Here is a 12,238-nt window from a genome sequence, read left to right as displayed (position 1 = left end):
AAGTACGAACAATCCTATGCAATGACGAAAGGGAAAGCGGGCGCTCAGGCGCCGCGTGCATTTTGTTGCAGCCACGCATGCACGGCGGCGGTGCCTGGCACGCGGTAGCGCGCGCTGGTCTGGACACGGTCGCCCACCAATACGCTCCAGCCGCCGAGGCGATTGGCCGCGTCGAAACCGAATTCGTCGGTGAGGTCGTCGCCGACGAACACCGGCGTACGGCCGGCGAAGGCGCCTTGCTGCATCAGCTGTTCGACCGCCAGGCCCTTGTTGCTGCCTTCGGGCACGAACTCCACGACATGATCGCCAGGCTGCAGGCGATAACCGGTGAGCTGGGCGATTTCGTCCTGCGCGAAGGCGAGCACGTCGGGGCCGGCGAGCGGTTGCGCGCGCCAGTGCAGAGCGACGCTGACGCCTTTGTCTTCGACCAGCACGCCGGGGTGCCGATGCGTCAGCGCCGCAGCGCGTTGGTGCAGGCCATGCAGAAACGCAGAGGTGTCCTGCGGCATCGCGGCGCGCGCCGCAGTGTCGCTGCGCAGCTCGTGGCCGTGCAGGCCGGCGGCCGGGAGGATCAGGGGAGCGAACAGGGCGTCCAGCTGTGCCAGCGGCCGCCCGCTGACCAAGGCGATCGCGCCATTCAGACGCACGCTGAGGCGGCCGATGGCCGCACGCACCTCAGGCAATAGCCGCACCGCCTCGGGGCTGTCGGCAAAGTCGATCAGGGTGCCGTCCACGTCCAGGAACAATGCGCAGGCATCGTCCAGCAATGGCGGCGACGGAAGGGGGGAATACACGTCTGCCATCCGCGCAGTGTGCGCAAGACGGTGTGAGATTCAGGTTATGGAACGGCTGGGATGTCCCTTCTCCCGCCGGGAGAAGGTGCCCCGCAGGGGCGGATGAGGGTGCGCCTCGGAGATCTACCATCACCTGTAATGACCAACGCGTCGCCACGCACCATCAGACCTGAATCACCGACTGCTCCACTGCTTCGCCCCGTACCCTCACCCCAACCCCTCTCCCTGAGGGAGAGGGGCTTTAAAACATTTCGCTCTAGCTCAGAACGAGTACCGCACCCGCCCATACCAATACGCGCCATTGCTGCCGATCGGCGAGAGCACGTCGTAGGGCAGGTTGCCGAAGTAGGCGATGTCGTCGATGGAACGGTCCGAGTAGTTGTCCAGGATGTTCTGCCCACCGATGGCCAGCGTCCATTGCGTGCCCAGGTGGTATTCGGCTTCCAGGTCCAGCTGCCATTCGGCACCATAGGTCTGGCGCGGAACGAAGCCGCCGCCGAAATCGAACACCCGCGTGGCGCTGCCGTAGCGGTTGACGCGCGTCTGCAGGTTCCAGCGTTCGTTGCTCCAGTTGGCGGCAAGCGCGGCGCGGGTACGCGGCGCGGCGTCGGTGAGCGTATTGCTTTCCTCCACACCGAACAGCACGTATTCCGGGTTCAATGCGAGCAGCTGGGCCGGGGTGGCGATGATGTTTTCCAGCTCGGTCTTGGCGTAGCTGTAGGTGCCGGTCAGCAGCAGGTCGCCGCCGAAGGCGTACTGGCGCCAGTTGGCGACCAGCTCGGCACCGCGGGTGCGGGTGTCGGCGGCATTGAGGAAGTAGCTGGCGCTCTGCACACCGGTAACGCCAAAGTTCTGCTGCACGAAGTCGGTCAGCGCAGCGCCGGTGATGTCTTCGGACAGTGCGATACGGTCGTCGATGTCGATCTGGAAAAAGTCCAGCGACACATCGAAGTGATCGCCCAGCTTGCTGGTGAAACCCAGACTGTAGTTGACCGACTTCTCCGGCTTCAGATCGGTGGCGCCGAGCGCGCGCGCGATGGGGTTGTTGACCGACAGCAGACGGCCCTGGGTCAGGCGGCCAGCGGCGTCGTAGCCGGTGGAGGTGGCCTCGTAGCCGATCTGGCTGAGCGAGGGCGCACGCACGTTGTTGGAGATGGCGCCACGCAGCGCGAAGGCCGGTGCGAACGCGTAGCGCGCGGCCAGCTTGCCGGTCCACTGGCTGCCGAAATCCTGGTAATGCTCGTAGCGGCCGGCCAGGTCGGTGGAGAGCCTGTCGCCGAACTGGCTGGACACGTTGGCGTAGGCGCTGGCTACGTTGCGCGACAGGTCGGCTTCGTCCTGCGGGGTGAGCCCGCCGCCGGCCTGCGAGCCGGTGGGGCGATCGGTGAACGGGCCGGCCGCGTAGCTGGCCGGGTCGCCGGCATGGGTACGATACTGCTCGCGGCGGAATTCGGCCCCGGTGCCGAAGGTATGCGTGGCGCCGGCGGCGTCGAACACGCGAGTCAGATCGACATTGCCCACGGTCTGCGCGAAGGCGAAATCGCCGGTCTTGAAGCGCGTGGTGCTGGTGGGGCCCAGCGATGCATTGAGCGAGTTGCGCAGCCGGTAGGTGAAGTCGTTGCGGCCGTGGTTGACGCTGGCGTCGTAATCCCAGTTGCCCCATTGCCCACGCGCGCCGGCGACGAGTTGCAGGTCGCGATTCTCGCCTTCGGAAATCGGCCGATAACCGTTGGGATAGAGTTCGCGCCAGTTGGCGCTGCTGTCCGGGTAACGGAAGTAGTTGGCGCCCTCGGTATCGCGCTGGTTGTAGGTACCGAAGGCGTAGAACTCGCCGGTGGCGCTGAACGGAATCTTGGTATTGAGCCAGGCGTTCAGGCCCTTGGTGGCGCCATCGCCGAGCACGTAGTTGCGCTGGCCGGCCAGCGCCAGATTGGCGGGCGTCTGTTCTTCGAATGGCGGGATTTGGTCGAAGCCGGCGCGGTTGGTGGCCTCGCGATTCTTCAGCTCCAGGCCCACCTTGAAGAAGCCGCCGTCCTCGCCCAGCAGCGTGCCGACCTTGGCGCTGGCATAGCTGGTCTGGCCATCGGTGACGCGGCGATTAATCGGCTCAACGTCGGTGTTGTAGGCGCCGAAGCTGGCTTCCAGTTCGCCGCGCTCGGGGTTGTCGTCCAGGATCACGTTGATGACGCCGGCGATGGCATCGGAGCCGTATTGCGCGCCGGCACCGTCGCGCAGCACTTCGATGCGCTTGATCGCGTTGATCGGGATGGAATTGAAATCCACCGGCGTGGTGCCTTTGCCGATCTTGCTGTCGGTGTTGACCAGCGCCGAAGTGTGGCGGCGCTTGCCGTTGACCAGCACCAGCACCTGGTCGGGCGAGAGCCCGCGCAGCTGCGCGGCGCGGATATGGTCGGCGCCTCCGGAGTTGGACTGGCGCGGGAAGTTGAACGAGGGCAGCAGCGCCTGCAGCGCGCTGCCGAGTTCACCATTGACCACGCCGGCCTTGCGGATGTCCTCGGCGGTGAGCACGTCCACCGGCACGGTCGATTCCAGCACGGTGCGATCGCTGGCGCGGGTGCCGGTCACGATCACCGTGTCCAGGGTGGTGGCGCCGGCCTCGGTCTGCTGGGCCTGCGCATTGGCGCTCAGCGCCGCGGCCACGGCCAGGCCGATCACCGAAAGGGTGGGGCGGGTCATGCTCTCTCTCCTGCAACTGCAACGCGCCGCGTGATGGCATCCGGCCGGGTGGCGCGCAAAGGGATGGAATTGTCCACATTCATCCGGATGGAGAGATATTATCGCGTTGTTCAGGCCCGTGCGAGATGTCACAGTGCGCACGCCGGCATCAGCTGATGCCGGGCGCGCATGAGCCCGCCCCCGAACCTGTTGTGGAGAAGTCGATGAAATTGCTGCCGTCCTGCCTGCTTGCTGCCATGCTGGCGCTGAGTGCCTGCGCCACCACGCCCGCCAGTGCACCGGCCTCGACCACCGCCAGCCTGCAGGGCGATGCGGCGCGGCCGGCTGCGCCGCACGGTTGGGTGCGCAGCGAGCTGTACTTCGGTGTGGGCGAGGAAACCGGCCCGGCCGACCGCCCGCAGACCCGCACCATCGGCGAGGCGCAGTGGCGCGCCTTCCTGGACAAGGAAGTGACGCCGCGCTTTCCGGACGGGCTGACCGTGTTCGACGCCTACGGCCAGTGGCTGTTCCGCGGTGCCAAACAGCCGAACCGGCTCGGCACCAAGGTGCTGGTGATCCTGCACGAAGACACCCCGCAGCGGCGCAACGACATCGAGGCGATCCGGCTGGCGTGGAAGCAGGCCACCGGGCACCAGTCGGTGCTGTGGTCGCGGCAGGCGGTAGAGGTGTCGTTCTGAGCGGCAGTGTCGGCGTGACGACCGGCAGGCCAGCGGCGCTGCCTGAGCATGGGATGTCGTCGGCTGCGATCGGCGGATGTCGCCTGGGCCGCTTTCTGCGGGCGTTCCGCATGGGCGACCACGCGGCGCTATCTGATCAAGGGCGATCGCCTGCAGGCGCTGGACGTGAACCTGGACCAGTCGCGGGTGCAAGTGCGTTATCGCAGCGCCCGCCATGCCGTGATCGAGGACCGGATAGGCGCCGATGAGGCGATACCGTGACGCCGTGCTGGCCGGTCGCCACGGCAGGCGGCCGGTGTCAGCGTGGCGGTGGCGGCATGCTCTGATCCACCGCAGCGCTGTCGCGCCTGGGAGGCAGCGGCTACCATCGCCCGACCCCCATGCCTCCCGGTTCTCATGTCGGCTCCTTCTTCGCGTCCTGCGGCTGCGCCGCGCTGGTTTGTCGCTGGCGATCTCAATGGCTTCTTCGGCCTGGTGGTCGACAATCTTTCCATCCTCGGCTTCATTGCGATGGCGCTGGTGGGAATCTATGGATTTCCCCCCGAGGTAGTGTTCGGACGGATGTTTCCCGGCACCGCGTTCGGCGTGCTGGTGGGCAACCTGCTTTACACCTTGATGGCGCGGCGGCTGGCCGCGCGCACCGGGCGCGATGACGTCACTGCGATGCCGTTGGGCCTGGACGCGCCCACCAGCATCGGCATGGCGCTGCTGGTGCTGGGGCCGGCCTTTGCCGGCTTCAAGGCGCAGGGGCTGGACGTGCAGGCGGCAGCGATCGCCACCTGGAAGCTCGGCATGGCCGCGCTGGTGGTGATGGGCCTGCTCAAGCTGGTGCTGTCATTCGTGGGCGAGGCGGTGACGCGCGCGCTGCCGCGTGCGGCCCTGCTCGGCTCGATCGCCGGCATCGCGCTGGTGCTGATGGGGCTGCTGCCGTTGCTGGAGACCCTGCGCTCGCCGGTGGCCGGTTTCGTCACCCTCGGCCTGCTGCTGTACGTGCTGTTGGCCAAGGGGCGCTTGCCGACCAAACTGCCGGGCGTGCTGGTGGCCTTTCTGATCGGAACCGCCCTCTACTACGGACTCGGACTGGCCGGGCTGGGCGCACCGGGCTTCGCGATGCCGGCCTGGACCGCGCCGCAGATCGTGCTGCCGCTGCCGAACCTGGGCTTCATCGACGGGCTGCCGTCGACGGTGGCCTACCTGCCATTGCTGTTGCCCTTCGGGCTGCTGATGGTGGTGGGCGGCATCAATGTCAGCGAGAGCGCACGCGCGGCCGGCGACGATTACCGCACCCGCGACATCCTGCTGGTGGAGGCCCTCGCCACGCTGGTGGCCGGCGTCTGCGGCGGCGTGGCGCAGACCACGCCCTACATCGGCCAGCCTGCGTACAAACACATGGGCGCGCGCTCGGGCTACACCCTGTTGACCGGGCTGTTCGTCGGCATCGGCGGCATGCTCGGCATCATCAGCGGTCTGGTGCAATGGCTGCCGCTGGCGGTGCTGGCGCCGATCATCGTCTACGTGTCGATCGACATCACCACCCAGGCGTTCCAGGCCACCCCCAGGCAGCATGCCGGCGCCATGGTGTTGGGTTTTCTGCCATCGGTGGCGTATCTGCTGACCATCAAGGCGCCGGGCTGGATGGCGCAGGAGCAATTGGTGGCCCTGACCACGCAGGTGGACGGCCACGGTCTGCCCGAGCTGGCAGTGATCTTCGCGCTGGGCAACGGCTTCATCATCACCGCGATGCTGTGGATCGCCACGGTGGCGGCGATGATCGATGGCCGCCTGCGGCGCGGCGCAGTGTTTCTGCTGGTGGCGGCCGGGTTGACCCTGTTCGGCCTGATCCACTCGGTGGATCCGCGTGGCGGCATCTATCTGCCATGGTCGCTGCAGGGGCTGGCGCGGGTGATCAGCTGGCAGTTCGTCGGCGCCTATGTCGCGCTGGCGGCGACCTTGCTGCTGTTGTCGCTGTTGCCGGCGCGCAAGGACGCCGTGCAGTGAGTTCCGCTTCGCGCGTGGTTCGCTGGTTGGTGGGCGGTGCGGTGGGGCTTGCGGCCAGCGGCGCCTGGGCGGCCTCGTTCGACTGCAGACAGGCAGGCACGCCGGTGGAAAAGCGCCTGTGCGCAGTGAAATCGCTCGGACTGCTGGACGAGCAACTGCACGAGACCTATCAGGCGTTGCTGCAGACCGTGCCACGTCACGCGGTGGCCGGCGTGCGCGAGCAGCAGCGCGCCTGGCTGCAGCAGCGCAACACCTGCACGCAGCAGGCCAGGCCAGACGACTGCCTGACGCGCAGCCTCACCGCCCGTCGCGACGCACTGGACAAGGCGCTCATTGCCCAGCAACAGGCACTGGATCGCATCATCGCGCGGATTCCCGCCGCTGCTGCCGAAGCTGCGCGTCAATTGCAGGCTTACGACGCACCGCTGGCCTCGGCGTGGCTGGCATACCTGCATCGGTTCGTGCCGGCCGCCGGCGTGGAGGCGGCGCAGGCGACTGCGCGCTTCGAACGTGCGCACATGGCCTTGCGCCGTGTCGACGCGTTCGCGGCATCACTGCTCGACGATGCCGCTGCCGGTCCCAATGCCCAGGATCCGAAAAAAGTGCTCATGCTGCTGCGCATGTGGATCGAGCAGGATCGCAGCGGAACGCGCGGCTATGTGCACTGCTTCGTCTTCGCGGCGGTGGGCGAGCCGGCGTATGAGGCATTCGGGCCGCTGTACGGCTCCACCCGGGACGCGTTCGCACCGGTGTGCGAGCCGCCGGGAGGGCTGTTCGCACTGGCCAGCTGGGCGCAGCTGGACAAGGGATTCGAACCGCTGATCGAGGCGCTGGGCAAGCAGGCCGGGACCATTCGCTATTCCAGCTACGCCGAGTGGAGCGTCATCGCACTGCGCGCTGCGGTATCGCCGCTGCTGTATCTGCAGCCGGCCTTGCGCGAACGGTATGGGGATGATCCGGACCAGGCGATTGCAGCCTGGCACGGCGAACAGAGCGACTGGCCTGCCGCAGATCGCAAGGCAGCGCGCGCGCTGCTGCCGCAAGTGCGTCGCGACACCGCCGCATGGCTGGTGCGCGAAAAGCGGCTGCCTGCGCGCCAGGCCGAACAGGTGGCGGCCGTCATCGTGGCGGCATGGGTGGATGCGCGGCTGAATTTCGCCAATTGAGCGTGGAGCGCAGCGCCTGTGTCTGGTTGACGGCGCTGGCGCTGCGTGGTGGCGTGAACGGCGCATTCGCGCGTGCGTCTGGCCGATGGCATGTTCCGTGGAGTGATGCTTACGCGAGGCTTGGTCCGGTGAAGTGGTTGCGCGCGATGCGCGCGCTTTGACTCGCCAAAGTGAAGTGTGGGGTCGCACCCCGCAAGCGACGAGTGCGCGATGGCGCCATATCGATGGAACCACCACGATCTCCCGTGGTCACACCCTGATGTTGTCGATGTCAGGAGTTCCATGATGCAAACCAAGCCTTCACGCTGGCCGTGGCTGTTGGCGGTGCCATTGATCGCCGGCGCTGCCTGGTGGCTGTTTAGCGGGCAGCGCGAGACATCGGGCGCATCGCCTGCGCCCCGCAACCGAACCGCCGATGCGGTGGCGACTGCGGCCGCACCTCCGCCGCCAGCACCTGCCGGGCCGCGGCATCCGGTCCAGATCCCGTCTCCCGATGCAGCCGATGCGGCGATTCCCGGCTTGGCCCAGAGCGATGACGCGGCCTGGCAGGCGCTGCTGGATCTGCTGCAGGACGATACCGCGCTGTCCCTCGTGTTGCGGCCGCATCTGATCGAACGTGTGGTCGTGATGATCGACAACCTCACCCAGCCCAGCATCAGCCGCCGTGCATCGGTACTGCAACCGGTGCCGGGTGAGCTGCAGGTCGTGGCCGCTGCCGACCGCACGGTCATCGACGATGCCAACGCACGTCGCTACGCACCTTATGTGGCTGCGTTCACCCGCGTGGATGCGCAGGCGCTGGTGCGCAGCTATGTGCGTTTCTATCCCCTGTTCCAGCAGGCGTACGCGAACCTGGGCGCGCCGGATCGTTACTTCAACGACCGCGTGGTGGATGTGATCGATCATCTGTTGCGGACACCCGACCCGCAACACCCCATCGACGTCGTACGCGATGCGCGTGGCCGCTATCGCTTCGTGGACCCGGCGCTGGAAGGATTGTCGGTGGGGCAGAAAGCCATCGTGCGACTGGGGCCGGAGCAGGCGTCGCGCGTGAGGACGCAGCTGCAACACATCCGCAAGGCCTTGTTGCAGACGCGCTGAAGCGACGCGCGGAGCCCGGCGCCGTGTGCCGGTGTGCGATGGGCGGCGTGCTTGCGCCGCCGTCCTCGCATGTGCCGCTGCGCGGGTCACCGTGTCGCGTGCGTTGCGCAGACCAGAGCTGTGACTTCGCATGAGCGCAGGTGCGCGAATCCGGCGCGCTGGCAGCCGCTACGGCCGGCCCGGCCCGGCCATAGCGGCTGGCTGCATTGATGCCGTAGCCTAGGCGGCATCCAGCTCCGGGTAATGCCGGAAGATGCCATTGGTGTTGAATGCCACACGCCGTTCGGAGGCGAGGTAGGCGGCAATGCGCGGGCGCGCTGCCACACGCTGCTGCACGCCACGCAGGCCCGGCAGGTCTTTCGACAGCGTCGCCATCCTCTGCGGAAACATGTAATCCAGTCCGCTGAGCAGCTGGAACAGCGACAGATCGACATAGGAGTGCTCACCCAGCGCGGTCTGCCCGCCGGCCTGTTGCACCACCTGCTCGAAATAGCCGAGGAATTTGGGCAGCCGGTTGTCGCGCAGATCCTCGGCGCGCCTGGCCGCTTCGGCTTTCTGGTCTTCGTAGTACAGCCCCGACGCGATCGGATGGTGGGTGTCGTGCACTTCGGCCACCAGATCGGCAATGGTCATTTGCAACTGCAGCGCCTGCAGGCGCCGCGCGTCGTCGTCGGGGACCAGCTGCAGTCGGGGCCCAAGAAAATGCAGGATGGCGGCGACCTGTGCCACGACCATGTCGCCTGCGCGCAGGAAGGGTGGGGCGAAGGGCTGTGCGCCGGCTTGCCGGCCTTCGAGGAAACCGCTCATGACATCGTCGCCCTCGACGCGCGCGACATCGGTGTAGACGGCACCCGCGTCTTCCAGGGCCAGGCGGACGAATTCGCCACGCCCTTGCAGACCGGTCCAGTAATAGAGCTGATAGTGCATGCGCTGCTCCGGGTTCAGTGGGGCTGCAGCGTAGGAAACGCAGGGCTAGATGGACGTGATCGAAGCGTCAGCGGGCCGTGACCCGGCAACGCCGTGCGTTTGCGACAGCAGCCAGTCCAGCTTGCGCGCACGCGGCTGCCGCTTGAGTGCGTATTCGGCACGCGAGGCACTGGCCCGATCCGGATAGGGATGGCTGGCTAGAACTTGCAGCGGCGGGTTGCAGCGCGTGTAGCGCGCACCGCTACCGTTTACGTGCGCCCGGAAGCGCCGCTCCAGGTCGTTGGTGATCCCGGCGTAATAGCTACCGTTGCGGCACAGCAGCAGATAGAGATACCAGGGTTTGGGCGAATCCATCCGGGCATTATCGCCGTTCGTTGCGGCCTGCGCAGCCCGGGCGAGGCAGCGCTCGAGGCGAGACGCATGCCGGGCGCACCGCGTCCGAGTGAATAAGCATCCAAACATTGGTTATTTGACGCTCGCGACGCCGACAAACAGCATGCCTGGGCGCCATTGCGGTCGAGATGGCTTGCTGGCCGCATGCCGCACGCTGGCCACGCACCGCCGTTGCGAGAGCGACATTGCGCATCGAACATCCATGACAGCCGGACGAAGGAACTACATGCCCGTGCGACACCGGCTCCCCGCGAGGAGCGCTTCTGCATCGAGGTTGCCAGGAAGACCACAGTTGCTGGCGTGGAGCCTTGCGCTGGCATGCGCACCGGCCCTCGCCGACGAGGTGGGCGAGGCCGCTGCCGCACCCGAGGGCGCGGCGCAGACGCTGGGCGCGGTGAAGGTGACCGCCACCCGCCGCGAAACCACCTTGCAGCAGGTGCCGGTCGCGGTATCGGTGGTCCAGGGGCAGACCCTGGAGCAAGAGAACCGCAACAGTGTGGCAGACCTGCCGGCGCTGGTGCCCAGCCTGACCTTCCGCACCGGCGCCTCCAACAAGGACACCTCGCTGTTCCTGCGTGGCGTGGGCACCATCTCCACCTCGCCAGGTGTGGAGCCCAGTGTGGCGACCGTGATCGATGGCGTGGTGCTGGGCCGTCCGGGCCAGGCCACCCTGGATCTGCTCGATGTGGAGCGCATCGAAGTCCTGCGCGGACCCCAAGGGACCTTGTTCGGCAAGAACGCGTCGGCAGGCGTGCTCAACATCGTCAGCAAACCCGCGCCCGAGGTCTTTGGCGGCAACGTCGATTACGCGCACTTCGGCGGTGGCGACGAGGACCGCGTGCGTGCCAGCGTCGGCGGCGCCCTGGTGCCGGAGGTTCTGAAAGCCAGTGTCTCGGCATTGTGGGGCGAGTACGGCGGCAACGTGCGCAACCTGGCAGACGGGCAGACCGTCAACGGCTACCGGCGCGCCGGTGCGCGGCTGCGGCTGGAGCTGACGCCGACGCCGGACTTCAGTGCCACCTTGCTCGCCGACCATCTGCGCTCGCACAGCGATGCGCCCAGCGGCGTCGTGGTGGCCGCGACACGCGCCGACTTCGCGACGGCACTTGCGCCGGTGCGTGCAAGTGCCGACAACCGGCAGATCAACAGCGATTACCGCACCTGGCTGCAGGACACCAACCAGGGCGTCTCGCTGCAGCTGGATCAGCATCTCGGCGAGGCGTTGCTGACCTCGATCAGCGCATGGCGGCAATGGGACAACACCCAGTTGCAGGATGGCGATCGCACCGCGCAACGCGGTGCGGCCTTCCCGGCCTCGCATGATCGCGGCGAGCTGGGTTACACGCAGTACTCGCAGGAACTGCGGATCGAGACGCCGCGCGACCGTGCGGTCGAAGCGGTGGCCGGGCTGTACTACCTGCACGCGCGCAATGAAGAAACCTACCAGCGCACGGTGACGTCGCCGACCGCCAGCAACAGGGGCGTGGCCGATTACGACACTCGCGCCCAGACCTATGCGGTGTTCGGCGAGGCCACCTGGCATTGGCGTCCGGATCTGCGCGCCTTGCTGGGTGCGCGCGTCACCCGCGATACGCTGGATTATCGACATCAGCGCGTGTCCACCTCTGCAACCGCCGTCACCGGCATTCAGCCGGCCACCGCCAGCAGCGGCAGCACCGCGGAAAACGGCGTTTCCGGCCGTACCGGCCTGCAGTACGACATCGATGCGCGCACCACCGGCTACCTCACCTATTCGCGCGGCTACAAGGGCCCGGCCTACAACGTGTTCTTCAACATGCAGCCGCGCGATACGCCGGCATTGAAGCCGGAAACCTCCACTGCCTGGGAGCTCGGCCTGAAGGCGCGTGCGCTGGACGACCGGCTCAGTGCCAACCTGGCGCTGTTCCACACCGACTACGCCAACTACCAGGCCAATTTCTTCGACACGGTGGCCGGGCAGGTGGTGACGCGGCTGATCAATGCCGGGCAGGTGCGCACCCAGGGCATTGAGCTGGATCTGGACTATCGGGCCACCGAACGCCTGAATCTGGCGGCATCGCTGGCCTACACGCAGGCCCGCATCCAGCGCTTCGCATGCCCGGCAGCGGCAGCGGCCAACTGCAATGTCGATGGCCGGCCGCTGCCGTTTTCGCCGGACTGGAAGGGCAATCTACGTGCCGGTTACCGGGTGCCGCTGCGCGGCAGTCTGGCGCTGGAATTGAATGGCGATGTGAGCTGGCAGGACAGCGTGCAGTACGACCTCAGCCAGACCCCGCAGACCATCCAGGGCCCGTATGCGATCTGGAATGCCAGCGTCGCGCTGGCCGACGATGCGCATGGCTGGCGGGTGGCGGTGCTCGGCCGCAATCTCGGTGACCGCTCTTACGCGCCGCTGCTGGCCAATGCCGCCGGCAATGTCTATCGCCTGGTGCCGCGCGACGACCGGCGCTATGTGGGCCTGCAGTTGCACAAGGACTTCTGACGA

At 67.1% G+C, this 12,238-nt stretch carries 10 protein-coding genes; 6 read left to right on the top strand and 4 right to left on the bottom strand.

Annotated elements, in window-relative coordinates; all coding sequences use genetic code 11:
• Window positions 1-44: 44 nt before the first annotated feature.
• Window positions 45-803, bottom strand: coding sequence for a trehalose-phosphatase (otsB, locus tag LL964_RS09045; RefSeq protein WP_104586640.1), 759 nt, complete (start codon window positions 801-803; stop codon window positions 45-47).
• Between the two features lie 252 nt (window positions 804-1,055).
• Window positions 1,056-3,491 (bottom strand): TonB-dependent receptor plug domain-containing protein, encoded by a 2,436-nt coding sequence (locus LL964_RS09040; RefSeq protein ID WP_104586639.1) that lies wholly within the window; start codon window positions 3,489-3,491, stop codon window positions 1,056-1,058.
• 203 nt (window positions 3,492-3,694) lie between these two features.
• Here LL964_RS09040 and LL964_RS09035 point away from each other — a divergent pair, with 203 nt between their 5' ends.
• From LL964_RS09035 to LL964_RS09015, 5 genes are all read left to right on the top strand, one after another.
• A complete protein-coding gene (locus LL964_RS09035; protein WP_167395251.1) occupies window positions 3,695-4,168 on the top strand; it encodes a DUF3574 domain-containing protein in 474 nt (157 codons plus the stop codon).
• A 48-nt stretch (window positions 4,169-4,216) separates the two neighbouring features.
• Window positions 4,217-4,429, top strand: coding sequence for a hypothetical protein (locus LL964_RS09030; protein ID WP_104586638.1), 213 nt, complete (start codon window positions 4,217-4,219; stop codon window positions 4,427-4,429).
• 135 nt (window positions 4,430-4,564) lie between these two features.
• Window positions 4,565-6,166, top strand: a complete 1,602-nt coding sequence (locus LL964_RS09025) for a hypothetical protein (protein ID WP_104586637.1) — start codon at window positions 4,565-4,567, stop codon at window positions 6,164-6,166.
• Window positions 6,163-7,332 carry a lysozyme inhibitor LprI family protein gene (locus tag LL964_RS09020; RefSeq protein WP_104586636.1) on the top strand — a complete coding sequence of 390 codons (1,170 nt, stop codon included), beginning with the start codon at window positions 6,163-6,165 and terminating at the stop codon, window positions 7,330-7,332. Before LL964_RS09025 ends, LL964_RS09020 begins: the two co-directional genes overlap by 4 nt.
• Window positions 7,333-7,617: 285 nt before the next feature.
• Window positions 7,618-8,433 (top strand): DUF3014 domain-containing protein, encoded by an 816-nt coding sequence (locus LL964_RS09015; protein WP_104586841.1) that lies wholly within the window; start codon window positions 7,618-7,620, stop codon window positions 8,431-8,433.
• 219 nt (window positions 8,434-8,652) lie between these two features.
• Here the strand turns inward: LL964_RS09015 and LL964_RS09010 are convergent, their stop codons facing one another.
• Both LL964_RS09010 and LL964_RS09005 read right to left on the bottom strand, forming a co-directional pair.
• Window positions 8,653-9,360 carry a glutathione S-transferase gene (locus LL964_RS09010; RefSeq protein WP_104586635.1) on the bottom strand — a complete coding sequence of 236 codons (708 nt, stop codon included), beginning with the start codon at window positions 9,358-9,360 and terminating at the stop codon, window positions 8,653-8,655.
• A 45-nt stretch (window positions 9,361-9,405) separates the two neighbouring features.
• Complete coding sequence (locus LL964_RS09005; RefSeq protein ID WP_104586634.1) at window positions 9,406-9,714, bottom strand: GIY-YIG nuclease family protein; 309 nt, start codon at window positions 9,712-9,714, stop codon at window positions 9,406-9,408.
• 265 nt (window positions 9,715-9,979) lie between these two features.
• Here LL964_RS09005 and LL964_RS09000 point away from each other — a divergent pair, with 265 nt between their 5' ends.
• On the top strand, window positions 9,980-12,235 hold the full coding sequence (locus LL964_RS09000) for a TonB-dependent receptor (RefSeq protein WP_228329407.1): 2,256 nt from the start codon (window positions 9,980-9,982) through the stop codon (window positions 12,233-12,235).
• Window positions 12,236-12,238: the final 3 nt, after the last annotated feature.

The organism is Xanthomonas melonis (assembly GCF_020783655.1).
GTDB lineage: Bacteria > Pseudomonadota > Gammaproteobacteria > Xanthomonadales > Xanthomonadaceae > Xanthomonas > Xanthomonas melonis.
Note: the sequence above shows the minus strand (reverse complement) of the source record. Positions and strands in the feature narration are given on the sequence as shown.